Source organism: Pseudomonas viridiflava (assembly GCF_900184295.1).
Classification (GTDB): Bacteria; Pseudomonadota; Gammaproteobacteria; order Pseudomonadales; family Pseudomonadaceae; genus Aquipseudomonas; species Aquipseudomonas viridiflava.
This window is the reverse complement of record NZ_LT855380.1, coordinates 4,956,418-4,982,886: the sequence shown is the minus strand read 5'-3', so window position 1 is coordinate 4,982,886 and position 26,469 is coordinate 4,956,418. Positions and strand designations below refer to the sequence as shown.

General features: G+C 59.8%; 22 protein-coding genes. 5 read left to right on the top strand and 17 right to left on the bottom strand.

Going from position 1 to position 26,469, the window contains the following annotated elements; genetic code table 11:
- Positions 1-112 precede the first annotated feature (112 nt).
- From CFBP1590_RS22410 to dksA, 14 genes are all read right to left on the bottom strand, one after another.
- The gene (locus tag CFBP1590_RS22410) at positions 113-1,291 is read right to left on the bottom strand and encodes an acetyl-CoA C-acetyltransferase (protein ID WP_088235944.1); all 1,179 of its coding nucleotides are present in this window, start codon (positions 1,289-1,291) and stop codon (positions 113-115) included.
- A 129-nt stretch (positions 1,292-1,420) separates the two neighbouring features.
- Positions 1,421-2,287, bottom strand: a complete 867-nt coding sequence (locus tag CFBP1590_RS22405; protein ID WP_088235943.1) for an oxygenase MpaB family protein — start codon at positions 2,285-2,287, stop codon at positions 1,421-1,423.
- A gap of 52 nt (positions 2,288-2,339) precedes the next feature.
- Positions 2,340-4,277, bottom strand: coding sequence for an acetate--CoA ligase (acs, locus tag CFBP1590_RS22400; protein WP_088235942.1), 1,938 nt, complete (start codon positions 4,275-4,277; stop codon positions 2,340-2,342).
- A 132-nt stretch (positions 4,278-4,409) separates the two neighbouring features.
- Positions 4,410-6,074, bottom strand: a complete 1,665-nt coding sequence (gene pgi, locus CFBP1590_RS22395; RefSeq protein WP_088235941.1) for a glucose-6-phosphate isomerase — start codon at positions 6,072-6,074, stop codon at positions 4,410-4,412.
- Between the two features lie 185 nt (positions 6,075-6,259).
- Entirely contained in the window at positions 6,260-6,640 is a 381-nt protein-coding gene (gene panD, locus CFBP1590_RS22390; protein WP_025996635.1) for an aspartate 1-decarboxylase, read from the bottom strand.
- A gap of 7 nt (positions 6,641-6,647) precedes the next feature.
- Complete coding sequence (panC, locus tag CFBP1590_RS22385) at positions 6,648-7,499, bottom strand: pantoate--beta-alanine ligase (RefSeq protein WP_058431526.1); 852 nt, start codon at positions 7,497-7,499, stop codon at positions 6,648-6,650.
- Entirely contained in the window at positions 7,496-8,296 is an 801-nt protein-coding gene (gene panB, locus CFBP1590_RS22380) for a 3-methyl-2-oxobutanoate hydroxymethyltransferase (protein ID WP_004879941.1), read from the bottom strand. Before panB ends, panC begins: the two co-directional genes overlap by 4 nt.
- Before the next feature lie 232 nt (positions 8,297-8,528).
- On the bottom strand, positions 8,529-9,035 hold the full coding sequence (gene folK, locus CFBP1590_RS22375; RefSeq protein ID WP_058431527.1) for a 2-amino-4-hydroxy-6-hydroxymethyldihydropteridine diphosphokinase: 507 nt from the start codon (positions 9,033-9,035) through the stop codon (positions 8,529-8,531).
- Positions 9,028-10,431, bottom strand: coding sequence for a polynucleotide adenylyltransferase PcnB (locus CFBP1590_RS22370; protein ID WP_058431528.1), 1,404 nt, complete (start codon positions 10,429-10,431; stop codon positions 9,028-9,030). Before CFBP1590_RS22370 ends, folK begins: the two co-directional genes overlap by 8 nt.
- A gap of 702 nt (positions 10,432-11,133) precedes the next feature.
- Complete coding sequence (locus tag CFBP1590_RS22360; protein WP_043304143.1) at positions 11,134-12,567, bottom strand: sigma-54-dependent transcriptional regulator; 1,434 nt, start codon at positions 12,565-12,567, stop codon at positions 11,134-11,136.
- 22 nt (positions 12,568-12,589) lie between these two features.
- On the bottom strand, positions 12,590-15,544 hold the full coding sequence (locus CFBP1590_RS22355; RefSeq protein ID WP_088235940.1) for a sensor histidine kinase: 2,955 nt from the start codon (positions 15,542-15,544) through the stop codon (positions 12,590-12,592).
- On the bottom strand, positions 15,528-15,704 hold the full coding sequence (locus CFBP1590_RS22350; protein ID WP_004879930.1) for a hypothetical protein: 177 nt from the start codon (positions 15,702-15,704) through the stop codon (positions 15,528-15,530). The genes CFBP1590_RS22355 and CFBP1590_RS22350 overlap by 17 nt, the downstream gene beginning before the upstream one ends.
- 98 nt (positions 15,705-15,802) lie before the next feature.
- Positions 15,803-16,690, bottom strand: a complete 888-nt coding sequence (gene gluQRS, locus CFBP1590_RS22345; protein ID WP_088235939.1) for a tRNA glutamyl-Q(34) synthetase GluQRS — start codon at positions 16,688-16,690, stop codon at positions 15,803-15,805.
- A 157-nt stretch (positions 16,691-16,847) separates the two neighbouring features.
- Positions 16,848-17,288, bottom strand: coding sequence for an RNA polymerase-binding protein DksA (gene dksA, locus CFBP1590_RS22340; protein ID WP_004879927.1), 441 nt, complete (start codon positions 17,286-17,288; stop codon positions 16,848-16,850).
- 349 nt (positions 17,289-17,637) lie between these two features.
- Here dksA and CFBP1590_RS22335 point away from each other — a divergent pair, with 349 nt between their 5' ends.
- Both CFBP1590_RS22335 and sfsA read left to right on the top strand, forming a co-directional pair.
- Complete coding sequence (locus CFBP1590_RS22335) at positions 17,638-18,810, top strand: pyridoxal phosphate-dependent aminotransferase (RefSeq protein ID WP_088235938.1); 1,173 nt, start codon at positions 17,638-17,640, stop codon at positions 18,808-18,810.
- Positions 18,810-19,523 carry a DNA/RNA nuclease SfsA gene (gene sfsA / locus CFBP1590_RS22330; RefSeq protein WP_088235937.1) on the top strand — a complete coding sequence of 238 codons (714 nt, stop codon included), beginning with the start codon at positions 18,810-18,812 and terminating at the stop codon, positions 19,521-19,523. Before CFBP1590_RS22335 ends, sfsA begins: the two co-directional genes overlap by 1 nt.
- A 19-nt stretch (positions 19,524-19,542) precedes the next feature.
- On the opposite strand, the gene CFBP1590_RS22325 is transcribed toward sfsA, so the two are convergent.
- On the bottom strand, positions 19,543-19,899 hold the full coding sequence (locus CFBP1590_RS22325; protein WP_371306680.1) for a Rieske (2Fe-2S) protein: 357 nt from the start codon (positions 19,897-19,899) through the stop codon (positions 19,543-19,545).
- Between the two features lie 145 nt (positions 19,900-20,044).
- Between CFBP1590_RS22325 and CFBP1590_RS22320 the strand changes: the two genes are divergently transcribed.
- Both CFBP1590_RS22320 and deoC read left to right on the top strand, forming a co-directional pair.
- Entirely contained in the window at positions 20,045-20,806 is a 762-nt protein-coding gene (locus CFBP1590_RS22320; protein WP_088235936.1) for a ChaN family lipoprotein, read from the top strand.
- Positions 20,807-20,918: 112 nt separating this feature from the next.
- The gene (gene deoC, locus CFBP1590_RS22315) at positions 20,919-21,692 is read left to right on the top strand and encodes a deoxyribose-phosphate aldolase (RefSeq protein WP_088235935.1); all 774 of its coding nucleotides are present in this window, start codon (positions 20,919-20,921) and stop codon (positions 21,690-21,692) included.
- A 335-nt stretch (positions 21,693-22,027) separates the two neighbouring features.
- On the opposite strand, the gene CFBP1590_RS22310 is transcribed toward deoC, so the two are convergent.
- Together CFBP1590_RS22310 and CFBP1590_RS22305 are read right to left on the bottom strand one after the other, a co-directional pair.
- Entirely contained in the window at positions 22,028-22,372 is a 345-nt protein-coding gene (locus CFBP1590_RS22310) for a pentapeptide repeat-containing protein (protein WP_029244484.1), read from the bottom strand.
- A gap of 96 nt (positions 22,373-22,468) precedes the next feature.
- On the bottom strand, positions 22,469-24,007 hold the full coding sequence (locus CFBP1590_RS22305; RefSeq protein ID WP_088235934.1) for a bifunctional aminoglycoside phosphotransferase/ATP-binding protein: 1,539 nt from the start codon (positions 24,005-24,007) through the stop codon (positions 22,469-22,471).
- Positions 24,008-24,139: 132 nt separating this feature from the next.
- Between CFBP1590_RS22305 and mrcB the strand changes: the two genes are divergently transcribed.
- A complete protein-coding gene (gene mrcB / locus CFBP1590_RS22300) occupies positions 24,140-26,461 on the top strand; it encodes a penicillin-binding protein 1B (protein ID WP_029244486.1) in 2,322 nt (773 codons plus the stop codon).
- The last annotated feature ends 8 nt before the right edge of the window (positions 26,462-26,469 follow it).

Genomic DNA, 26,469 nt, shown 5'->3' with positions numbered 1-26,469 from the left:
CTCAGGTACGGGTCAAGCGCTAAACAGTAGCCCATGATTCCGAAAGCCCGAGAGCAACGTTTGTCTGAATGTGATCACCACGAAGCTTGCGCTGCTTTTTACCTCGCTGCGTTCAACGCGACAACGCCAGCGCCACACCCTGACCGCCACCAATGCACAAAGTCGCGAGACCCTTTTTGGCGTCGCGTTTGATCATTTCGTGCAACAGGGTGACCAGTACGCGGCAGCCTGATGCGCCGATGGGATGGCCGAGGGCGATGGCGCCGCCGTTGACGTTGAGTTTCGCGGGATCCAGGCCCAGTTCCTTGCCGACCGACAGCGATTGCGCTGCGAAGGCTTCGTTGGCTTCGATCAGGTCCAGTTGTTCCAGCGTCCAGCCTGCCTTGTCCAGGCAGCGGCGGGTGGCGCTGACCGGGCCGATGCCCATGACCGCCGGGTCTACGCCAGCGTTGGCGTAACCTGCAATTCGCGCCAGTACAGGCAGGCTCAGTTGTTCAGCCTTTGCGGCGCTCATCAGCATGACCGCCGCCGCGCCATCGTTCAGCGACGATGCATTACCGGCCGTTACCGTTCCGTCTTTCTTGAACGCAGGCTTGAGCTTGGCCAGCGCTTCAGCGGTGGTGCCTGCGCGTGGTTGTTCATCGGTGGCGAAGGACAGCGGATCGCCCTTGCGCTGCGGAATCAGGATCGGGGTGATTTCATCGACAAAGCGCCCGCCTTCGATGGCAGCGATCGCTTTCTGCTGGGATGACGCGGCGAAAGCATCCTGCGCCTCACGGCTGATCTCGTACTTTTCAGCCAGATTTTCGGCAGTGATGCCCATGTGATAGTCATTGAAGGCGTCCCAGAGGCCATCGCTGATCATGGTGTCGATCATTGTGGCGTGGCCCATGCGCAGACCGGTGCGCGCACCGGGCAGGACGTAGTTGGCCAGGCTCATGTTTTCCTGACCACCGGCAATGATGATTTCAGCGTCGCCACAGCGGATTGCCTGGGTCGCCAGATGCAGTGCCTTGAGACCCGAGCCGCAGACCTTGTTCAGGGTCATGGCCGGTACGGCGAAGGGCAGACCGGCCTTGATAGCCGCCTGACGCGCCGGGTTCTGACCGGCACCGGCAGTGAGCACCTGGCCCATGATGACCTCATCGACCTGCGCACCGTCCACGCCGGTCTGTTGCAGAAGCTGGCGAATGACCGCAGCGCCCAGATCGACAGCGGGGACAGTGGCCAGAGAGCCTTGAAAACTGCCCACGGCAGTGCGGGTGGCGGCAACGATAACGACGTCTTGCATGGTGCGGATCCTCATTGTTTTTGGATGGCGAGCCGATCGGTTGGGGCTGCCGTGATCACGTGGCTCATGGTGTCACAGATGGGGATCAACCTTCCAACTGCGAACCCGTCGGTCACTTTTTCGCCTCGATCAGAGCCCCATTCGTCGCCTGGCTCTATGAGAGGATCCGTCGCGCACCGCCCAGCGCAGGATGGGTGCACAACTGTTCACCCCCGACCGAATCATCTTTCGTTTCACCGGTCCCTGAGGAACATCCAGCATGTCGCTGGCCCATATTGGCAACAGCTCGATACCGGCCTGCATCATCAGCACGCCAAAAGGCTTGGCCAGCCAGTTCGGCGCTGGCGCGTCCAGCAGCAGTCGCAGCACTTCCCGGCTGCGCTCGTCGCATACAAGGTCTTTGCGAACCCTGACAAGGTAGTCGGCAATCGCATCGTGTGAGCGCGGCACGTCCTGCGCCCCAAGCCGCTCGGCAACCACAGCGGTCTCGGCGTAGTAGGTGTCCTGATCGGCCACTGAAAGCAGCGGGTCGACATAGCGCAGATGCGCCGCCATGAAACTGCTGACTTCGGCTACGTGCACCCAGGTCAGCAGAGCCGGATCGCTGGCTGCATAGGGTCGGCCGTCGGGGGCGGTTCCAGTGATTTGCAGATGGATGGTGCGCACTTTTTCTATCAGCCAGTTGACGTCCTGAGTCGAGCCAAAGGTCGTGCCCGACAGAAACTGTCCGGTGCGTCGCAGACGACCGAGCATGTCATCGCGAAAGTTGGAGTGGTCCCAGATGCCGGCAAGCGCCAGTGGATGCAGCGCCTGCAGCATCAGTGCGCTGATACCGCCGACCAGCATGCTGGTGAAGTCGCCGTGCACTTTCCAGCAGACAGCCTGCGGGCCGAACAGACCTGGGTCGCCCTTGGGGTTTTCCAGGTCCAGCTGGCCCAGTGACAGGCCGGTCAGATTGATCACCTGAGCTTCGATACGACTGCGAATGAATTCCATGTTCCCTCAGGATTAATACTGCATGCGCGGCGCTGACCATGCCTTGTGCGCTTCAGCGATTCAAGCGTTTGTCGATCAGGTCCTCAACCACGCCCGGATCTGCCAGGGTAGACGTATCCCCAAGGCTGTCGAGTTCGTTGCAGGCAATCTTGCGCAGAATGCGGCGCATGATCTTGCCCGAGCGGGTTTTCGGCAGCGCTGATGCCCATTGCACATGATCAGGTTTGGCGAAACTGCCGATCTCCTTGCTCACATGACCGAGCAATTCATCTTTCAGATCATCACTGGGGTCGATCCCGTTGATGGGCGTGACGAAGGCGTAGATACCCATGCCTTTTACGTCGTGGGGATAACCCACGACCGCGGCCTCGGCAATGTTGTCGTGCAGGACCAGCGCGCTTTCGACTTCAGCCGTGCCGATGCGATGCCCCGAGACGTTGATCACGTCATCCACGCGGCCCGTGATCCAGTAATCGCCGTCTGCGTCACGTCGCGCGCCGTCACCGGTGAAGTAGTAGCCGGGGAAGGGTTTGAAATAGGTATCGATCATGCGCTGCGGATCGCCGTACACGCTGCGAATCTGTCCCGGCCAGCTCGCTTTGATTGCCAGCAGGCCGCTGCCGGGTCCGTCTATTTCCTTGCCTTGCTCGTCGAGCAACACTGGCTGCACCCCGAACAGCGGTGCGGTGGCGCAGCCCGGTTTGATCCGGCTGAAGCCGGGGAGAGGCGTGAGCATGATGCCGCCGGTTTCGGTCTGCCACCAGGTATCGACGATGGGGCAACGCTGTTTGCCAACCTGATGAAAATACCACTCCCAGGCTTCCGGGTTGATCGGCTCGCCGACACTGCCCAGCAATCGCAGGCTCTCGCGGGATGATCCTTGCAGCGGTCCCGTGCCCTCACGCATCAGCGCTCGCAGGGCAGTGGGTGCCGTATAGAAGATATTCACGTGATGCTTGTCGATGACCTGCCAGAAACGCGATGCATTGGGATAATTGGGAACGCCCTCGAACATCAATGTGGTCGCGCCATTGGCCAGCGGCCCGTAGACGATGTAACTGTGCCCAGTGACCCAGCCGACATCCGCCGTGCACCAGAACACCTCGCCATCCCGGTAATCGAAGACGTGTTTGTGCGTCATGGCTGCCTGTAACAGATAGCCGCCTGTCGTATGCAACACGCCCTTGGGTTTTCCGGTACTGCCGGAGGTATACAGAATGAACAGCGGATCTTCAGCATCCATCTGTTCCGGCGGGCAGTCGTGACCAACGCCGTGAATCGCTTCGTGATACCAGATGTCACGGTTTTTTACCCAGTCGATTTCGCCTTGGGTGCGCTCGACAACCAGCACCGTGCTGACATCGGGACAACTTTGCAGCGCTTGATCGACATTGGCCTTGAGCGGTATGTACTTGCCGCCACGAATGCCTTCGTCGGCGGTAATCACGGTGCGGCAGTCGGCGTCGAGAATCCGGTCACGCAGCGCATCGGGCGAGAAGCCGCCAAACACGACCGAATGCACAGCGCCGATGCGCGCGCAGGCCAGCATGGCGTAGGCGGCTTCGGGGATCATCGGCATGTAGATGCACACACGGTCGCCTTTTTTCACGCCGCGCATCTTCAGCACGTTCGCCAGCCGGGCAACGTGGTGGTGCAGTTTGCTGTAGGTGATTTCGGCTGATTCGGAAGGGTTGTCGCCTTCCCAGATAATCGCGATCTGATCGGCTCGATCCGGCAAGTGGCGGTCGATGCAGTTGTGGCTGACGTTGAGCTTGCCGTCCTTGAACCAGGTGGCGTGCCCCGTGGCGAGATCAGCCTGATGCACCTGGCTCCAGGGGGCTGACCAGTCGAGAAAGGCGTTGGCCTGTTCGGCCCAGAACTCTTCGGGATGATCGATCGATTGGCGATAGAGACGTTGATAGTCGGCTTCGCTGAGCTGCGCATTTTTGCGCACCGCGTCGGCCTTGGGGAAAGCGCTGATATCGAACATGACGGCTTCCTTATTCTGTGATCCACAGAAATGGGAGTCATGCGTGGGGAGAGGGGTTCAATGCGTAGAGAGGTATGGCAGGCTGATCGTGCTCACGCAGAGCATGAGCACGATCGGATCAGACAGGGTGCATCAACCGCGGTGACGACCGCGGAAGTAGTTGATCAGGCCCTGGGTCGAAGCATCATCAGCCGGCTCTTCGGTGCCGCCGGTCAAGCGATGGTAGACCGCCTTGCCCATTTCCTTGCCCAGCTCGACGCCCCACTGGTCGAAGGCGTTGGTGCCCCAGACCACGCTTTGTACGAACACCTTGTGTTCATACATCGCGACCAGCGCGCCGAGACGGCGTGGGCTGATGCGTTCGACGACCAGCGTGTTGCTCGGACGGTTGCCAGGGATGACCTTGTGCGGTGCCAGCTTCTGCACTTCGTCTTCGGCCATGCCTTTTTCGCGCAGCTCGGCTTCGGCCTCGGACTTGGTCTTGCCCATCATCAGGGCCTGGCTTTGCGACAGGCAGTTGGCGTACAGCCATTGATGGTGGTCGGAAACCGGGTTGAAGCTGACGATTGGCACGATGAAGTCGGCCGGGATCATCTGAGTGCCTTGATGCAGCAGCTGGTGATACGCGTGCTGACCGTTGGCGCCCACGCCGCCCCAGATGACCGGGCCGGTGTCGGTAGAGACTGGCGTGCCATCCTGGCGCACGCTCTTGCCGTTGGATTCCATGTCCAGCTGCTGCAAATGCTTGGTGATGTTACGCAGGTAGTGGTCATACGGCAGGATCGCATGGCTCTGCGCATTCCAGAAGTTGCCATACCAGACGCCCAGCAAGGCCAGCAGTACCGGCATGTTCTTCTCGAACGGCGCGCTCTGGAAATGCTGGTCCATGGTGTAGGCGCCGGACAGCAGTTCCTTGAAGTTGGACATGCCGATCGCCAGTGCAATCGGCAGACCGATGGCCGACCACAGCGAGTAGCGACCGCCGACCCAGTCCCACATCGGGAAGATGTTTTCTTCGCGAATACCGAAGGCCACAGCCGCAGCGTTGTTGCTGGAGACCGCGATGAAGTGACGATGCAGTTCTGCTTCGGAGCCGCCCTGCGCCAGATACCAGGCACGTGCAGCCTGAGCGTTCTTCAATGTTTCGAGGGTGTTGAACGACTTCGACGAAACAATGAACAGCGTGGTTTCTGCACGAATCTTCATCGACAGCTCGTGGAATTCACTGCCGTCGATGTTCGCCAGGTAATGGCAGCGAACGCCTTTGTGGGCGTAGGCAACCAGTGCTTCGGAGACCAACTCCGGGCCGAGGAAGGAGCCACCGATACCGATATTGACCACGTCAGTGATCGGCTTTTCGGTGTAGCCGCGCCACAGACCGTCGTGGATGCGGCCGACCAGTTCAGTCATCTGGTTGAGCACGCGGTGTACATCCGGGATGACATCAACCCCGTTGACCTTCAGCTTGTCGCCGACAGGACGACGCAGTGCCGTGTGCAGGGCAGGGCGGCCTTCGGAGGAGTTGACCAGCTCGCCGTCATACTGTGCCTTGATCGCGTCTTTCAGGCCCACTTCATTGGCCAGGCTTACCAGCAGGTCACGCGTTTCGGTGGTAATCAGGTTTTTCGAGTAGTCGAGGAACAGGCCAGCACTGCTCAGGGTGAATTCACTGAAGCGCTTGGGATCTGCATTGAACGCCTCGCGCATGCTGAAATCCTGCATGGCTTTGCGGTGTTCACTCAACGCCTGCCAGGCGGGCAGAGCGGTCACATCGGAAGGAGTGCGGTAGTACGCCATCGCTGCGGGTTTCCTTAACTGGATCTTCTGGGGCTTTATGGAGCGAGGTTGCGATTTGACCCATTGGCCACATTACGCAGACTACGCCCTCGTCTACCTGTTTGTCTGCGCTTTGCCGTACGTAAGCCCGGTACTATTTCTCACACAACGGGCGGGCTTTTCAGTTGAATGCTGTCGGCAATCGGTTACGCAAACTGTACGGGTATGGCATTACTGGTGTGGCTTAGTTCATTGCCCGGCGCCATGTACAGCATGCGTGGCTTGAAATTGACCAGTTCTGCTTCCGAATAATGAGCGTAGGCGCAAATGATCACCCGGTCGCCGACTTTCGCCTTGTGCGCCGCGGCACCGTTCACCGAAATCATGCGCGAACCTTCTTCACCGCGAATGGCATAGGTGGTGAAGCGTTCGCCATTGTCGATGTTGTAGATCTGGATCTGTTCGTACTCACGAATCCCTGACAGGTCCAGCCACTCGCCATCGATGGCGCATGAGCCTTCATAGTCGAGCACCGCATGGGTGACTTCGGCGCGGTGCAGTTTGGCTTTGAGCATCACGGTGTGCATCTTGTTGTTATTCCTTGATCAGGTGCAGATTGTCGATCAGGCGGGTCTTGCCCATGAACGCGGCGGCTATGACGACCAGATCGCGATCCTGCACTGTGGCCGGTCGCAGACCGGTGGCCTCGCGTATTTCCAGATAGTCGATGCGAAAGCCTGCGGCTTCCAGTTGTTGCCTGTTGCGTTGCAGCAGGCCGTCGAAATCCTGCTCGCCAACGGTGATCGCCTCGCCAATCTGGCGAAGCACGCGATAGAGCGCGGGCGCAGCGGCGCGTTGTTCTTCGTTCAGGTAGCCGTTGCGTGAGGACAGCGCCAGACCGTCGTCGGCACGTACTGTCGGCTCGCCGATGATCTGGATCGGCATGTTCAGGTCGCGGACCATGGCGCGAATCACGGCCAGTTGCTGAAAGTCCTTTTCGCCGAACACCGCAACATCGGGCTGGACCATGTTGAACAGCTTGCTGACAACGGTTGCGACGCCGTCGAAATGGCCGGGGCGACTTGCGCCGCACAGGCCTTCGGAAACAAGCGGCACGCTGACGAGCGTCTGTACGCCCATGCCGTTGGGGTACATTTCTTCAACGGTGGGCGTGAACAGCAGGTCACAGCCTGCTTCCTGAAGGCGTTCCTGATCTGCCGCCAATGTGCGCGGGTAGGTGGCCAGGTCTTCGTTGGCGCCGAACTGCAAAGGATTGACGAAGATGGTCGCGACCACAAAGTCTGCGCACTGAGTCGCTCGAGTGACCAGTGCGGCATGGCCGCTGTGCAGGTTGCCCATGGTCGGCGTCAGGCCTATGCGTTTGCCTTCACGGCGTGCATTGGCGACCGCTGCGCGCAGTTCCGAAACGGTTGAGACTGTGATCATGCCGAGAATCCGTGTTCGATAGCTGGAAAGCTGACGTCTTTGACGGCGCTGACGTACGCCTGGATGGCCGACTGGATATCAGGCTGGCCGACCATGAAGTTCTTCACGAACTTGGGAACCCGTCCGGTGATGGACAGGCCGAGCATGTCGTGCAACACCAGCACCTGACCGTCGGTGGCGCTGCCTGCGCCTATACCGATGACCGGGATCTTCACCGCGTGGGTAATTTCTTCTGCCAATTCGCTCGGCACGCATTCGAGCAGAATCATCGCCGCACCGGCCTGTTCCAGCGTAATGGCATCGGCACGCATCTGGCGTGCCTGTGTTTCCAGGCGACCCTGCACCTTGTAACCGCCCAGCACATTCACCGACTGTGGCGTCAGGCCCATGTGGGCGCAGACCGGAATGCCGCGCTCTGCCAGCAAACGGATCGACTCGGCCAGCCAGGCAGCGCCTTCAACCTTGACCATGTGCGCACCGGCCTGCATCAGCGTGGTGCTGTTGATAAAGGTCTGGTCGAGGGTGGCGTTGGCCATGAACGGCAGGTCAGCGAGGATCAGCGCACCCTGGTTGCCGCGTTTGACGCAGGCGACGTGGTAAGCCATTTCCGCAGTGGTAACAGGCAGCGTGCTGTCATGACCCTGCAGGACCATGCCCAGCGAGTCACCTATCAGCAGCACTTCGACGCCCGCCTGACTGGCAGCGTGGGCGAAGGTCGCGTCGTAGCAGGTCAGCATGGTGATCTTTTCACCTTTCTGTTTCATACCCAGCAGCGACGTAACGGTTATGTTCGGCATGTAAAGTCCTCCATCAGGCGCTGAAAACTGCGGCACTCAGCGCGTGAGAGTCATCCTGGAAAAGCAGGCACACCGTCGTGTCGCGGTGTTTTGCAAAGGCCTGTTTCGCGCCCGTTCGCCACAGGGGTGGCGGCGGGAGGCCTATCTTCGTGAGGAGGGGGCGTGAAGTCAATTGCGGGTGTTACCGTTTGCCGGGGCGGTTACAGCAAGGGTAACGGGTGGCAGGAGGACACTACGCCTGAGCGGGCAAACGTTCCAGGCCAACGAACGGGCAATTATTCAGCAACTGACCCAGTTCGCGACCGTCTGCGAGGATCAGCCCAGGTGCCAGTTCGGCCAGCGGGTACAGCACGAACGGTCTTTCCTGCATGTGGTAATGCGGCACCTTGAGACGGGGTTCGTCGATCAGGTGGTTGCCGAACAGCAGGATATCCAGGTCCAGCGTGCGCGGGCCCCAGCGTTCGTGGCGCTCACGGCCCTGATCCAGCTCGATGGACTGAAGCGCGTCGAGCAAGACCAGCGGGGCGAGGGACGTGTCCAGTGCGGCGACCGCGTTGGTGAAGCGCGGTTGGCCGGGGAGCAGCGAGTCGCTGACGTAAAACGATGAGCTGCCCGCCAGTTGGCTGCCCGGCAACTGCTCCAGTGCCTTGAGGGCGCTGCGCAGTTGTTCGGCCGGGTCTGCAAGGTTGCTGCCCAGGCCGATAAAGACGCGTTCGGTTTTGAACAACGTGTTACTCACCGCCGGATGTCTCGGCACCGTTGCGCTTGCGCTTCGCGCCGCTGGTGCGACGACGTTTGCGCGGCGCGGCCCCGGCGGCTTCAGGCTTGCCACTCAGGTCGCGAATCATGTCGCGGCGCTCGCTTTCATTGCACTCCTGATAATCGGTCCACCACTGGCCCAGACCATCAGTCTGTTCGCCTGCTGATTCGCGCAGGAGCAGGAAGTCGTAACCGGCGCGGAAGCGTGAGTTGTCGAGCAGCAGATCGGCGCGTTTGCCGGAGCGACGTGGCAAGCGCTCCTGCATGTCCCAGATCTCGCGGATCGGCAGGGTGAAGCGCTTCGGAATCGCGATGCGCTGACATTGTTCGATGATCAGTTCATGTGCCGCTTCCTGCATCGCGGCGATCGGCGGCATGCCGCGTTCCTGGGCGCGCAGCACCTTGGCAGGCAGGGCGGGCCACAGCAGGGCAGCAAACAGGAAGGCCGGAGTGACCGGCTTGTTCTGCTTGATGCGCAGATCAGTGTTGATCAAGGCGTTGCTGATCAGTGTGTGCGTGTAGGTCGGGTTGTATTCCAGCGCCTTGGAGCTGGCCGGGAACAGCGGTTCGAACAGCTCCAGATCCACCAGCATCTCGAACGTCGACGCGGCATGACCGGAAAGGAACAGCTTGAGCACTTCTTCGAACAGGCGCGCCGACGGAATATCACGCAGCATGGCGGCCAGAGGACGAATCGGCAGGGCGCTGTGCTTTTCAATGCCGAAATCCAGCTTGGCGGCGAAACGCACGGCGCGCAGCATGCGCACCGGGTCTTCCTTGTAGCGCTGCTCGGGATCGCCAATCAGGCGGATCAGGCGATTGCGGATATCGTGCACGCCGTTGGCGTAATCCAGCACGCGTTCGGTAACCGGGTCGTAATACAGGGCATTGATCGTGAAGTCGCGACGCTGGGCGTCCTCTTCAAGGGTGCCGTACACGTTGTCGCGCAGGATGCGCCCGCTTTCGTTGCGCGAGGACTGATTGCTGTCCTCCTCTTCGTCATCCTGTGGATGATTGGCGCGGAACGTTGCGACTTCGATGATTTCTCGACCGAAGTGGATATGGACCAGCTTGAACCGGCGGCCAATGATGCGGGCGTTGCGAAATTCAGCACGCACCTGTTCCGGCGTGGCGCTGGTGGCGACGTCGAAATCCTTGGGCGTGATATTGAGCATCATGTCACGGACGCAGCCACCGACCAGATAGGCCTGGTAGCCTGCGTTCTGCAGGCGCTCGACGATATTGACGGCGTAGCGACTGAATTGACCGCGTTGCAGCGAATGCTGGCCGCTATTGAGCACTTCAGGCGTGGTGCGCGTGTGTTGCTGCGGCTTGCGCAGTGGAGAGCGAAATGACTGGAACAGCTTCTTCAGCATGGGATGCACTGTTTGAAGGAATATTCGGCCAAAAACGTGGAATGACCGCATGATGGGCGGGGATTCTAGCATTTAGTCGAGGGATGGTGTAGGAAGCTGTCGCTGAAGGCGGGGAAAGTGCGGCCGGGTTTTACTCTGGAAGCTACTGGGGGAGCCGAAGCTCCCCCAAAGTGTGTGCTCTTTATTATTATTTTCTGTTAGGGCTTCTTGTTTTTGTTGAGTGCCCATTCACGAGACTTTCGTCTGTGAAACCTCCCAATCGGGAGTCAAGAGCAAACGGATTGCTTTGGTCGCTGCGTTGCAATGATCATTCGATCCAACCAGTTCAGGCTCTACCTAAGGGTAGTTTTTGTTGTTCTCGGCCTGGTTGCGGGGCAAGCCCCAAATACAACTCCTCTCCAAAAGAATCAGTTAGCTGCGCCTCCGCCGTGTTGTTCTTGTTATGCGTGAGTCGATTCGTATTGTTCTTGTTATGGGTGTCGTGCTGCTTGTTGTTCTTCTTGTACAAGAGATATAGCAGGACCTGTGCCAACTTTTGAAAAACCCCGTAAACCGGGGCTTCGCTGGCTTTTGTCGGGAACGGCAGGCATAAAAAAGCCAGGACTTCGTTACCGTAAGACCCGGCTTTTGTTACGTGAGACGAGGAGGGTAACAGTTTGCGCAAAGCCCTGAGCACCGCGTGCCAGAGCCTCGCGCAAGGTGTCAGGTTTCGCTGGTTACACCCTTGCGACGGGGTATCCCCAGGCGCTGACGACGTTCCCACAGGCACTTGCGGCTGACCCCGAGTTTGCGAGCCAGCTCGGTTTCGGTCATATGGTCCTGATGTTCCAGAACGAAATGCTGGAAATAATCTTCGAGTGACAGGTCCTCGGTCGGCTCGCTGCTGCCGGAGGTCGAACCATTGGGCAGCGGCGCAAGGCCCATGTACTCATCGTCACCCAGACCGTCCAGCTCGATATCGATACCCAGCAGGTCGGCGGTGATCTCCGGGTTCTCGCAGAGAATCACCGAACGCTCTACTGCGTTTTCCAGTTCCCGGACGTTGCCCGGCCAGCTGTAGTGACGAATCGCCTGCTCGGCATCCGGTGCGAACTTCAGGTCGTTGCGGCCGACCTTGGCGCTCTGACGTGCCAGAAAGGCGTGAGCGATTTCCAGCACATCGCTGCCACGTTCGCGCAACGCCGGAAGCTTGAGGGCGATGACGTGCAGGCGATAAAAAAGGTCTTCGCGGAATTCGCCATTCTTGGCCAGGGTCTTGAGGTCCCGGTGAGTGGCTGCAATCAGTCGCACATCGACCTTTTGCGACTGCACTGAGCCAACCCGGCGAATCTCGCCTTCCTGCAGGACGCGCAACAGGCGCGCCTGGGCTTCCAGCGGCAGTTCGCCGATCTCGTCGAGAAACAGTGTGCCGCCATCCGCCGCCTCCACCAGACCGGCACGCCCGGCGCTGGCGCCGGTGAACGCGCCTTTCTCGTGGCCGAACAGCTCGGACTCGATGAGCGATTCTGGAATGGCTGCACAGTTGACGGAAATCATCGGTGCCTTGGCGCGGCGCGACAGGTTGTGCAGGGCGCGGGCGACCAGCTCTTTACCCGTGCCCGACTCGCCCTGAACCAGCACGTTGGAATCGGTCGGCGCCACTTTGCGAATCTTACTGTAAAGATCGAGCATAGGCGGGCATGAACCGATGATGCCGATCTCGCCGTTGTTGTTCGGCGCCGTACCTTTTTCGGCACTGCTCACCTTGCCCATGGCGCTGCGTTCGGCCTGCAGGCTGCTGACCGTCTGGCGGTCGCGCAGGATGCGCGACACGGCCTGAAGCATTTCGTCGTGATCGAAGGGCTTGGCGATGTAATCCACCGCGCCCATTTTCATCGAGTCGACTGCCGAGCGCAGGCTGGCGTAGCTGGTCATGATCAGCACCGGCTTGCCTTCGCCCAGCTTGATCAGCTCGGTACCGGGCGCGCCCGGGAGCCGCAGGTCACTGACGATCAGGTCAAAGGACGGGATGCTGAAACGTTCCTGAGCCTCCTGAACGGAACCGGCTTCACTGACTTCATACTGATTGCGTTCAAGCAGGCGACGCAGGGCTGAGCGGATAATCGTTTCGTCTTCGACGATCAAAATATGCGGCATTGATTCAGTTCTCTCGACGGTCTCAGTTCGCGGTGGACGTCGCGTCGACATGGCGTGGCAGAGTCACCCGGATACGGGTACCACGCTGGTGCTCGGGGTCGGCCGGGCTGTCGATGGTGATTTGTCCATAATGCTCTTCAACGATGGAATAGACCAGCGCAAGCCCCAGTCCTGTTCCTTCACCGGGGTCCTTTGTGGTGAAGAATGGCTCGAACAATCGGTCCATGATTGCCTTGGATATTCCACTGCCTTCGTCCTCGACGATCAAATCCACAGTGTGTTCGGATGCTTCGCTCTTGACCCTGACCGCGCTGCCCGCAGGCGAAGCATCGCGCGCATTGGACAGCAGGTTGATCAGCACCTGCGCAAGCCGTTGCGGGTCACCATCGACCCAGTGTTCGGGGTTGCACAGGTTATAGAACTGCACTTCGAAATTGCGTCGGTTCAATGCCAGCAGGCCGATGGCATCCTGAGCCACTTCGGCCAGACAGACGGCTTCGTCGCTGTGCTGATGAGCGCCGGCGTGGGCAAAGCTCATCAGCGACTGCACGATACGCGACACGCGTTTGGTCTGTTCGAGAATCTGGCTGCTGATTTCCTTCAGCTCGTCGTCTTCTTCACGCTCTTCCCGAAGGTTCTGCGCCAGACAGGCAATACCGGTGATCGGATTGCCGATCTCGTGGGCGACACCTGCCGCCAGTCGGCCAATGCTCGCCAGTCGTTCGGAGTGGACCAGCTTGTCTTCAAGCATCTGAGTGTCGGTCAGGTCTTCGACCAGCAGTACCAGACCGCTGTTGCCCGGAGCGAGCGGCTCGTTGATGGCCGCCTTGTGCAGGTTGAGCCAGCGGGTCTGCCCGTCCAGGCCAAGGCGCTGCTTGTGTAAGTGTTCGTCAGGCACGCTGACGAAGCCGGTCAGCAGGCCTTTCCAAGGCTCGGCAATGGTTTCAAGGCGTGACCCCACGACGCGCTGCGCGACGATGCCGGTCAGCTCTTCCATGGCGCGGTTCCACATCAGGATTTCCTGATCCTCGGCCAGCGAGCACACACCCATCGGCAGTTCCTGCAGGGTCTGGCGATGGTAGCGGCGCAGCGCATCGAGCTCGGCAGCGAGACCGGTCAGGCGCGAGTGGTAATCCTCAAGCCGGCTTTCGATGAAGTGGATATCTTCGGTGACGTATTTTTCGCTGCCCGATTTGTAGGGCAGGAACGTCTCCACCATGTCCTGAGCGACACTGGGGCCCATCAGGCCGGACAGATTGGCCTCGATCCGGTCGCGCAGGCGCCGCAAGGCGTAAGGCCTGCGTTCATCGAAAGGCAGATACAGATCGCGCAGGGCCTGTTCGACTTCTTTCTGCGCCGCCTTCGCGCCCAGCGGCTTAGCCAGTTGCGTGGCGAACTCCTGGGGCGACACGGCGTGAAGTTCGCGGCGTTGCGGCCTGCGCACGTTATCGACCGCGCAGGCCTCGGCGGCGCTGACTTCTTCGGCGCTGGCATTGGTGAACAGCGACACCAGGGTGAACAACAGCACGTTGGCGGCCAGGGATGCGATGGCCGCCATGTGCCAGCTGGTGTCGTCCAGCACGTAGATCATGTTCAGCAGCGGAATGTAGAAGCCCTGCAGGTTGCTGATCAACGGCAGCAGCATGCTCACCACCCAGACCGCGATCCCGGCCAGCAATCCGGCAATAAAGCCGCGCCGGTTCGCCGTCGGCCAGTAGAGCACTGAGAGCACGCCTGGCAGAAACTGCAGCGTCGCAACGAAGGCCACGATGCCCAGATTGGCCAGATCCTGCTGGGCGCCGAGCATCAGGTAGAAGCCATAGCCTGCGGCGATGATCGCCACGATAAGCCCGCGTCGGGTCCATTTCAGCCAGCGATAGATGTTGCCTTCAGCCGGAGGCTGGTAAAGCGGCAGCACCAGATGGTTGAGCGCCATGCCCGACAGCGCGAGCGTGGTGACGATGATCAGTCCGCTGGCCGCTGACAGACCGCCAATGTAGGCGAGCAGCGCGAGGGCCGGCTTGTTGGCGGCCATGCCGATGCCGAGGGTGAAGTATTCGGGGCTGGTCGTCGCGCCGAGCTTGAGTCCGGCCCAGAGAATCAGCGGGACGGCGAGGCTGATCAGCAGCAGGAACAGCGGCAGGCCCCAGCTTGCACTGACCAGCGAGCGCGGGTTGAGGTTTTCGGTGAAGGTCATGTGGTACATGTGCGGCATCACGATCGCCGAGGCGAAGAACACCAGCAGCAACGTGCGCCACGGACCTTCCTGCAGCGGCGTATGCAGCGAAGCCAGGGCGGTCTGATTCTGCAGCAGCCAGAGCTCCAGTTGCTGCGGCCCATCGAATACGCCATACAGCGCATACAGCCCGACGCCGCCCAGCGCGATCAGTTTGACCAGCGATTCAAACGCGATGGCGAATACCAATCCCTCGTGTTTTTCGCGCGTCGCGATGTGCCGTGAGCCGAAGAAGATCGTGAACAGCATGATGATCGCGCAAAACGCCACGGCCACACGGTCCTGCACCGGCTCGCGCGTCAGGATGCTGATCGAGTCGGCAACCGCCTGAATCTGCAGCGCCAGCAAGGGCAGCACACCAATCAGCATGAACACCGTGGTCAGCGCGCCCGCCCAGGTACTGCGGAAGCGGAACGCGAACAGGTCGGCCAGTGATGACAGCTGGTAGGTACGGGTGATCTTCAGAATCGGGTAAAGCAGCACCGGTGCCAGCAGGAATGCACCGGACACACCGAGGTAGCTGGACAGAAAGCCATAGCCGTACTGATAGGCCAGCCCGACCGTGCCGTAGAACGCCCAGGCACTGGCATAGACGCCCAACGACAGGGTGTAGGTCAGTGGATGACGAATGATTGCGCGCGGAATCAGGCCGCGCTCGCTGACCCAGGCAACACCAAACAGCACCAGCAGATAGCCGGCGCTCACCAGCAACATCTGCGTCAGGCTAAAGCTCATCGGCATCTCGCTGGCTCTGCAGAATGAAAGTCACCACGATCAGGATCAGCCAAAGCAGATAAGGCCGGTACCAGGCACCTGTCGCGTCGATCCACCAGTCCATGATGGCCGGGGAGAAAAGGTAAATACCTACCACCAGAAGCAAAACCAACCGGTATATGTACATCTGGTCTCCCTGCGCTGGTAGATGAGGAGCGGCATGGTAACGGATGCGCGACAAGCTGCAAGTAGCCATAAGCAGTAGTTTTCAGCAACCGCTCTGGCTCAGTCTATCCGGGCTTCTTCAATGTTGTGCAGCCTGGGGATAAGGTCCGGGTTCCAGTGCTCGACGCCCCAGGCCAACACCTCGTGCGCTGTTGCGTACATCAACTGCGAATCGGTGGGCTGACCCAGCGCACGCAAGGCACGCAGCAGCAGGGGCGTGGCCTGATCGGCAGGCAAGGGCGGCGAGCGATAGGATTTTCCGAGCTTGTGGCCGTCCGGTTGGGTAATCAGCGGCACGTGCAGGTAGCGCGGCTCAGGAATGCCCAGCAACTCCTGCAGATACAACTGGCGGGGAGTCGAGTCCAGCAGGTCCGCGCCGCGCACGATATCCGTCACGCCTTGCCAGGCATCGTCGATGACGACTGCCAGTTGATAGGCGTACAGGCCATCCCGGCGGCGAATCACGAAATCTCCGCTTTCATTGCCCAGGTGCATGCGGAACGTGCCTTGCACCCGGTCTTCGAAGCGATATTCCAGTTCCGGCACCCGAATACGGATGGCGGCATTGTCGGGCGAATGCCCTGCGTTGCGGCACAGGCCGGGATAAACGCCGTTATATTCTTCCAGTTGTTTGCGTGAGCAGGTGCAGGCATAGGCCAGGCCATGGCTGAACCAGCGATCGATAATGGCGGCGTAGGCGTCGTGGCGTTCGCTCTGACGGAGCAACTCGCCGTCCCACTCGAAACCGTAACGCTCCAGTGTTTCGAGAATGGCGGCTTGCGCACCGGTCACTTCACGGGGCGGATCCAGATCTTCCATGCGCATCAGCCACTGTCCGCCTGCTGCGCGCGCGTCGAGATAGGACGCAAGCGCTGCGACCAGCGAACCAAAATGCAGATAACCACTGGGCGTCGGCGCAAAGCGCCCGATGTAGGCAGATTTTTTCATGGGCCGGATGTTACTGGTGCGCAGCTTTGGCGAGCAAGCGTGAGGCGAGCTGCATCTCCACGTAGAGCGATGTGCGCGATCAAAAGCGACTTCCTGATCCGTAAAAACAAAAAAAAGACGCCGAAGCGTCTTTTTTATTCAAGGCAGGTCCTGCAGGTCACTTACCGACCTGTTTTTCCTTGATTTCCGCCAGCGTCTTGCAGTCGATGCACAGATCCGCAGTCGGACGGGCTTCGAGGCGGCGGATGCCGATCTCGACGCCGCAGGATTCGCACCAGCCATACTCTTCGTCAAGGATCAGTTGCAGCGTCTTGTCGATCTTCTTGATCAGTTTGCGTTCGCGATCACGGGCGCGAAGTTCAAGGCTGAACTCTTCTTCCTGACTGGCGCGGTCCGCCGGGTCAGGGAAATTGGCAGCTTCGTCCTTCATGTGGTCCACCGTGCGGTCGACCTCTTGCATCAAGTCCTGTTTCCACTTGTTCAGGATCTTGGTGAAGTGCGCGCGCATAGGCTCGCTCATGTACTCTTCATCCTTCGTCGGAACGTAGGGTGAAAAGCCGCTGATTAGATGGTTCTGTTGCTTTTCTGGGGTGGGCATGTATGGACCGCCTCTCACTCTTCTAATCTATTGCGCAGGATTGTTCCATCACCGACACCCGTCGGCCCTGCAGCTGCAAGCGGGCGAACTTACCAGATCAAATCGGAGTGCGCTACTCCCGGTTGTCGAGCATGACGAAGCGGTCTGCTTGCAGAGACGACCGGAACGAAACTGCCTTTACCTTAAATGAACTCTAGCTCTGGACGGCCGTCGTAGCTTTCTTTTCTTCCGGCTTTATCGATACGCCCTGCAAGATCATTTAGGGTACCGCTGGCGCAGGGTGGGTAGAATCGTGCTCCTCTGTCGTGACAATCACATTTCCAGAAGCCTTCGTCATAAAGGAAGACCCATGGCCCAGCCTTACAGTGCGCGCAGTCGCGCCATCGAACCGTTTCATGTCATGGCGCTGCTGGCGCGCGCTAATGAGCTGCAGGCGGCGGGTCACGACGTTATCCATCTGGAGATAGGCGAGCCGGATTTCACGACAGCCGCACCCATTATTGCGGCCGGCCAGGCGGCGCTGGCAGACGGCAAGACACGCTATACCGCCGCCCGTGGGCTGCCCCAGCTGCGTGAGGCGATTTCCGGTTTCTATGCCCAGCGTTATCAGGTTGAAATCGATCCCGAGCGAATTCTGGTCACGCCGGGCGGTTCGGGTGCGCTGCTGCTGGCCAGCAGTCTGCTGGTGGATCCGGGCAAGCACTGGCTCCTTGCCGATCCGGGTTATCCGTGCAATCGGCATTTTCTGCGTCTGGTCGAAGGTGGCGCGCAACTGGTGCCGGTCGGCCCGCAGGAGCGCTATCAACTGACGCCCGAACTGGTCGAACAATGCTGGAATGACGACAGTGTCGGTGCGCTGGTGGCATCGCCCGCCAATCCCACCGGTACCTTGTTGCATCGCGATGAACTGGCCGCCCTGGCGCAGACCTTGAAAGCGCGCAACGGGCATCTGGTGGTTGACGAGATTTACCACGGCCTGACCTATGGCATGGACGCCAGCAGTGTGCTTGAAGTCGATGATGACGCCTTTGTGCTCAACAGTTTTTCCAAGTACTTCGGCATGACCGGCTGGCGTCTGGGTTGGCTGGTCGCGCCGGCAGATGCGGTTGGCGACCTGGAAAAGCTGGCTCAGAACCTCTACATCAGTGCGCCCAGCATGGCGCAATACGCGGCGCTCGCCTGCTTCGAACCGCAGACGCTGGAGATTCTCGAGCAGCGCCGTGCAGAATTCGGTCGCCGTCGGGATTTCCTGCTGCCTGCCTTGCGGGAGTTGGGTTTTGGTATTGCTGTCGAGCCTGAGGGCGCGTTTTACCTGTATGCCGACATCAGCGCCTTCGGTGGTGATGCCTTTGCTTTCTGTCGACACTTCCTTGAAACCGAACATGTCGCGTTCACGCCCGGGCTGGACTTTGGTCGTCATCTGGCCGGGCATAATGTGCGCTTTGCCTACACCCAGAGCCTGCCCAGATTGCAGGAGGCTGTCGAGCGCATCGCCCGCGGCCTGCGCAGCTGGAGCGCCTGATGCGGTTTTCGCCTGAGCTGGAGCAGGGTCGCCTGATTGTTCGCTACAAACGTTTCCTGGCCGATATCGAGACCGAAAGCGGCGAGCTGTTGACCATTCATTGCCCCAACACCGGTTCGATGCTCAATTGCATGATGCCGGGAGGGCGAGTCTGGTTCAGTCGCTCCAATGATCCGAAGCGCAAATTGCCGGGAACGTGGGAAATCAGTGAAACGCCGCAGGGCCGTTTCGCGTGCATCAATACCGGGCGCGCCAACACCCTGGTGGAGGAAGCTTTGCGCGCTGGAGTGATCAGTGAGCTCGACGGTTTCACTGCGCTCAAGCGCGAGGTGGCGTATGGGCAGGAAAAAAGCCGGGTCGATTTCCGTCTCGAGTATCCCGACGGTTTTGTGTATCTGGAAGTAAAAAGCGTCACCCTCGGCTTTGACGGGTCGGCTGTCGCGGCGTTTCCTGATGCCGTGACACAACGTGGAGCGCGTCACCTGCGCGAACTGGCGGCTTTGGCACGCGATGGCGTGCGGTCGGTCCTGCTGTATTGCGTCAACCTCACCGGGATCGAATCGGTGCGACCGGCGCAGGAGATTGATCCCGCTTATGCTCTGGCGTTGAAGGACGCGATGGATGCCGGTGTCGAGGTTCTGGCCTATGGCGTGCAGTTGGATCCGCAGGAAGTACGTATCGACCGGCCCTTGCGGGTGCAATGGCTGGAATAAGCCAGCGATGATCGGGTGCTCAGTCCTGCAGGTCTTCTTCGGGCAACGTTACCCAGATACCCTGAGCATCTTCATGGGAGTCCAGCGCGGTCAGTGACTGACCTTCGCAGGGGCCGGCCACGCACTCGCCATTCTCGATCAGAAATAGCGCACCGTGGGTGGCGCACTGGATCAGGCTGGCGCTGCTGTCCAAAAACTGGTCGGGCTGCCATTCCAGAGGGATGCCGCGATGCGGGCAGCGGTTTTTGTAGATGAAAACTTCGCCTTTTCGGCGTATCGCCAGAAGCTTGTAGTCTTCCAGCTCGAACCCCCGGCTCTGTGATTCCGGCAGGTGGCTGGATGTGCAAAGAAATCTCAAGAAAACCCCATGAAGCATGAATGGTCTTTGACGTTGCTCTGGTCGAAATGTCTGCCGCCAGGGTCATTGGGTGTGATGTTAGTCTGGTAGCGCGCCAATGTGATCAGGTAATGTTGCCTGATGCCTGGATTTTCGGGCCACACGTGAGCAGTTGGATTCAGGAATGATTCGTGACACCCAGAGTGGCCTGGTGCTGACAAGCAGGCAGCTTGCCGAGCGCCTCGCTGCCGCCCCCAGGGTTCTGGTGGGCCAACAGCACGACAACCCCGATCACCATGCCGTGCAATTATGGCTTTTGCAGGTGCTGGCCGACCAGCGAGCCCAAGGGAGTGTGCTGCTCGAAACGCTGAGCCCGAACCAGCAGGCCTCTGTCGACTCGGTCCGAGAGCAGATTACCCAGTCAGATGGGCCTGTGGACCTGCCCGCAGCCTTGCAGTGGCAATCGGGCTGGAACTGGACCCTGCATGGTCCGGTCGTGCGGTTTGTGCTGGCTCAACCTTATCCCTTGCTGTCAGCCAATCTCGATCTGGGCGAAGTAAAGTCGATTTATCAGCACGTTCCTGCACTTCCGGGTTCGCGCTCTAACGCTCCTGAAGTGCAGATACTGTTGATGGGGCATCTGCGTGCCTCGCATGAAGGCCTTCTGCCTGAAGGTCAGGAGGCGGCGACGCTGGCTGTGCAGCAGCAGCGGGATCGACGTCTGGCTCAAAGCCTGCTCGACGCACCGACGCCCGCAATTCTGATCGCGGGTTTCTGGCATGCGCGCAAGGATGCGGGCGCGCCCCTGCACATTGCGGACCTTGATACGGGCGCCGCGCCGCTCGTGTTGCTGCTGGCTCAGATCGGGGATGAGATTGCCGAGGGAAGTGCCGACTACGTCTGGTACACAGTTGCCAGACCCAGGCAGGACCCAGGCATTCGGTAGCATCGGATTTTTCCTTGTTTGACGTGGTACTTGTCCCGAGCTGCAAGGGCGCGTCCTTCCGAAGCGCTGGCTCGTATATCGTCTCGCTCCCGTTTTTGCGAGCGATCTACCCATGACAGCGATCACTGCCGATGATGAGCAACTGGCACGCCAGGCCATAGCCTTGATGGAGCTCTTCGCCCTCAATCACGACGACACCGAACAGCGCATCATCGGGGTCTGTCAGCGGGCACTGACGCCGCTGGGGCCTGTAGCCGCAGTCTGTGTTTCTCCGCGTTTTGTCTGTCTGGCGCGTACGACGCTGGATCGACTTCGGGCGCATCAGGTCCGGGTTGTGGCCGTGGTCAACTTTCCCCACGGGGGAACGGATCCCGAGGCAGCGGCTTCCGAGACGCGCGCGGCCATGCTTGCGGGTGCCGACGAGATCGATGTGGTCTATCCCTTCAGGTCGTTGCTCGGCGGCGATCAGCAGACCGGTATGGATCTGCTCTCGGCCTGCCGATCCCGGCTCGATGGGCGGGTCAAATTGACGGCCACGCTTGAGACCGGCGAACTGAGAGATTCGGAAGTTATTCATACGGCTTGCGGCGCGGCCATCGAAGCGGGGGCTGATTTTCTAAAGACCGGCACCGGCAAATCCGCGCGTCACGCAACACCCCAGGCTGCGCGAATCATGCTGGAGTCCATTGCCGACACGGGCGGGCAGGTCGGCTTCAAGGTCGCAGGCGGGCTTCGCACCTTCGAAGACGCCAGGCTTTTCATCCAGTTGGCTCATGCCAGGTTTGGAGCTCACTGGATAGTAAGTGAGCGAGTACGGCTGGGCGGATCGAGTCTGCTTGATGACCTGCTGGGAAGGCTTGGCTTGTACGCATCGACAGGTCACTAAGCATCTTTCGAAGGCAAAAAAAAGACCCGGCAAAGAGCCGGGTCAAAAACCGTGATTAGCCTGATGAGGAGATAATCTGAAAGTCCGAACCAAGGTCTTTCAGTTATCATCCAGTCTCGCGACCGGATGTGATAATCATAACGATTCTCATTTGTAAGTCAACAGTTCTTTTCCCCGTATGTCAGGTGCTAGAAATCGATGCCAAAAAGCATTGGGCAGCAAGGGGGAGGGCGTCGCAGGACGTGCATGAACGAACAAAAAACCGCTCACATCCGGCAGGCGTTGCGCATACCGGTTCAGACGGTGTTTCAAGAGCAATAGCTGAAAAGCAATGCTCAGCGAGTGCGATAGCGCAGTCGGGTACCGAAATTCACAGACATCAGAATTTCGTCTGCCGTGAGTTCTGCCGGGAAATAAGCGCCCGATATCTGCGCATGCGCGATGCTCGCACCTTCCATCGGTGTGTTGCGCAAATCCAGACCGCGAAGATCGGCCGAGCGGAAGTAGGCATCTGTGAAATCGATACCGGTGGTATCCAGTTCACGCAGATCCAGACCCCGGAAATCACCCCCGGCCATGTCGATGGTGCCGGTCTTCGGCTTTTCCTGGTTGAAGCCTTCGACGTCGTCTCTACGCAGCATGATGTAAAGCGGTGAGTCGATCTGTTTGGGCTGGCTCATGATGGCCTCGTGGTTTGCGTTGGAATTATGGCGCCAGTATATCGCCACCATTACTCAGCCGTGAAGCACTACCTGCCCAACGGCTGAGCCTTGATCTCAGAGGCCGGGCAGACGCTGGCGCAACTGGTCGATCAGGCCGTCCAGATCACTGCTCTGGTTGGTCGCAACATGCTTGCTGTAGACGATTTCTTCCTCGGTCAGTGGCTCGCGGCTGGCCTGCTGGGCCTTGATAACGTCCATGGTCGCGTCCGAAGGATCGGAGTTCTGCGCCTGACGCTGTGCCAGCCAGCCTTCGATAACGGCGTCCGGCGCTTCGCAATCCAGAATCAGGAACGGTACGCCAGTGGTTTCGGCCACTTTGGCGGCTGCAACGCGCTGTTCGTGCTTGAGATAGGTGGCGTCAATCACGACGGCAAAGCCTGCGCGCAATGTTTTTCCCGCCAGCTCGTGCAGACGATTGTAGGTCGCGCTGCTGGCCTGATCTCCGTAAAGCGCGGTGCTTTCATCGGAGAACATGCGCTTGCGCTCGACGTCCGAACGCAGACGGATCGCGCCCAGCGATTCGACCAGACGCATGGCGACATGGCTTTTGCCGACAGCAGAAACCCCGTGGGTCACCACCATAAAGCACGACGGAATGGCGCTGTAGCTCTCGGCCAGATTCGCGTAATTGCGGTACTGGCGAAGGGTCGCAGCACGTTGAACGCCGTCGGCGTCGGCGGGCTGGCTGAATAGCGCAACCTTGGCGCGCACCATGGCCCGGTAGGCCTTGTAGAAGTTGAGCAGTTCAAGGCCGTCATAGTCGCCGGTCTTTTCCAGATACAGGCTGATCAGGCGTCGAGAAAGCGATTTCAAGCCGCGGTCTTCCAGGTCCATGGCCAGAAAGCCGATGTCGGCATAGACATCGGTCTTGCGGAACGGCTCGTTGAACTCGATGCAGTCGAACAGAACGACCTTGCCGTCGATCACGGTCGCGTTGCCCAGATGGATGTCGCCATGACATTCGCGGATAAAACCTTCTGCCTTGCGCTGAGTCATCAACGGCTTGAGGCGCTCGAAGCTCGATTCTGCCCATGCCTGTAAGGCATCGAGTTGAGTCAGATCAGATTTTTCGCTGATGAGAGGGCGAATCTGCTCGAAGTTCTGCAGCACTGGCGCCATGACGCTGTCGGGCGAACCGAGATCAGTGTCAGCCATGACGCGTGGTGCCTGCTCATGAACCCCGGCGATCTGGATCGCCAGTTCGTCGATATGCCCGGCGGTCAGCTCGCCGTTAGCCTGCAGGGTGCTCAGCAGGTTGGCTTGCGAGAACTGACGCATCTTGAGCGCGTACTCGATGACTTCACCGCTGCCGCCCAGTTGCGGGGCTTCGACAGAACCAGTAATCGGCAGCACTTCGAGATACAGATCGTCGGTCATGCGCTGGTTCAGGCGCAGTTCTTCGTTGCAGAAATGCTCGCGCGACGACAGCGTGGTGAAGTCGAGAAAGCCGAAGTTCGCGGGCTTTTTGATCTTGTAGGCGTAGGGGCCGGTGAGCAATACCCATGAGATATGGGTTTCGATAACCTGAAAATCTTCTACCGGATGTGGGAAAAGAGCGGGATTTTGCAGGGCTGCGATCAAAGACTGGCTCACGGGCGATCCTTCAGGAATGGATTCAAAAAATGTAACTGTTAGATGCGGCCATTATGGCCGCTTGGCGCGACGCTGCAAACCGCCGACTCGGGCGTCTGTCGAAGCCATGCAAAGTGCGTATAATCCGCGCCCATGACTCGATCCCGCACCTCTCGTCCCTCGAAAAAACAACCCTCCGGCAGCCTGCGCAAGTGGCTGGGCTGGGCGTTGAAGCTCAGCATTGTCGGTCTGGTCCTGGTGGCTGGACTGGCCATCTACCTTGACGCGATCGTCCAGGAAAAATTCTCCGGCAAGCGCTGGACGATTCCTGCGAAGGTCTACGCGCGTCCGCTGGAGCTGTTCGTTGGCCAGAAGCTCAGTCGCGATGACTTTCTCATCGAACTCGATGCGCTGGGCTACCGCCGCGAAAGCGTGGCAAACGGTCCTGGCGCTGCCGCCGTCAACGGCAACACAGTCGACCTCAATACCCGTGGCTTCCAGTTTTACGAAGGCACCGACCCGGCCCAGCAGGTCCGCGTGCGCTTCTCCGGTGATTACGTTGCCGACCTGTCGTCCGGCAACGGCAGCAAGCTGGCTGTGGCTCGTCTCGAACCGCTGCTGATAGGCGGTCTTTACCCCAAGAATCTTGAAGACCGGATCCTCATCAAGCTGGATCAGGCACCGCCATACCTGCTCGACGGGCTGGTAGCGGTTGAAGACCGTGATTTCTACCACCACTTCGGTGTGTCGCCCAAATCCATCGCGCGCGCCATTTGGGTCAACACGTCTCAGGGGCAGATGCGTCAGGGCGGCAGTACGCTGACCCAGCAGTTGGTGAAGAACTTCTACCTGACCAACGAGCGCAGTCTCTCGCGCAAACTGACCGAGGCCATGATGGCCGTGCTGCTGGAGATCCATTACAGCAAGCAGGAGATCCTCGAGGCCTACCTCAATGAGGTGTTCGTCGGTCAGGATGGTCAGCGTGCAGTGCATGGCTTCGGTCTGGCCAGCCAGTACTTCTTCAGTCAGCCTCTGTCCGAGCTGAAAATCCATCAAGTGGCGATGCTGGTCGGGCTGGTCAAGGGGCCCTCCTTCTATAACCCGCGTCGTAATCCCGAGCGCGCGCTCGAGCGCCGTAATCTGGTGCTTGATCTGTTCGAGCAGCAAGGCGTTGCCACCGCTGAAGTCGTGGCGGCAGCCAAGAAGATGCCGTTGGGCGTGACCAAGACCGGTACGCTGGCCGACAGCTCGTTCCCCGCCTTCCTGGATCTGGTCAAGCGTCAATTGCGTGAAGACTACCGCGACGAAGACTTGACCGAAGAGGGGCTGCGGATTTTCACCAGCTTCGACCCGATCCTGCAGATGAAGTCCCAGGCGGCCATGGACGATACGTTCAAGCGGCTGGCCGGGCGCAAGGGTTCCGACGATGTTGAATCGGCAATGGTCGTGACCAACCCGGAAACCGGTGAAGTGCAGGCCCTGTTGGGCAGTCGTCAGGCAGGGTTTGCAGGTTTCAACCGTGCCATCGACGCCGTGCGGCCCATCGGCTCGCTGGTCAAGCCGGCCATCTACCTCACCGCGCTTGAGCGTCCGAGTCAGTACACGCTGACCAGCTGGATCGCCGATGAACTGTTTCAGGTCAAGGGCGCTGATGGCCAGGTCTGGAAACCCCAGAACTACGATCACAAGTCACACGGCAATATCTTCCTGTATCAGGGGCTGGCGCATTCCTACAACCTGTCCACCGCCAAGCTGGGCCTTGAACTGGGTGTTCCTACCGTCTTCAAGACGCTGGCGAAGCTGGGTGTGACGCGGGAGTGGCCTGCCTATCCGTCCATGCTGCTGGGCGCTGGCGGGCTGACGCCGATGGAAGTCGCCACCATGTACCAGACCATTGCCAGCGGTGGTTTCAACACGCCGATGCGCGGTATTCGCAGTGTGCTGACCGCAGAAGGCGAGCCGCTCAAGCGCTATCCGTTCCAGATCGAGCAGCGCTTCGATCCGGGCGCCATTTATCTGGTGCAGAATGCGATGCAGCGCGTCATGCGTGAAGGTACGGGCAAGTCGGTCTATAACGTGTTGCCCGCCTCGCTGAACCTCGCGGGCAAGACAGGTACCAGTAACGATTCGCGTGACAGCTGGTTCGCCGGCTTCAGTCAGGACCTGCTGGCCGTGGTGTGGATGGGTCGCGACGATAACGGCAAGACGCCGTTCACCGGTGCCACGGGTGCGTTGCAGGTCTGGACCAGTTTCATGCGCAAGGCCGATCCGTTGCCACTGGACATGGCCATGCCGGATAACGTCGTCCAGGCCTGGGTCAACGCCCAGACCGGACAGGGTTCTGATGCCAGCTGCCCGAATGCCGTACAGATGCCGTATATTCGCGGCAGTGAACCCCAGCCCGGCGCCACATGCGGCGGCACTCCGGCACCTGCCACTGAGGTGATGGACTGGGTCAAGGGGTGGTTGAACTAAGCAATGAG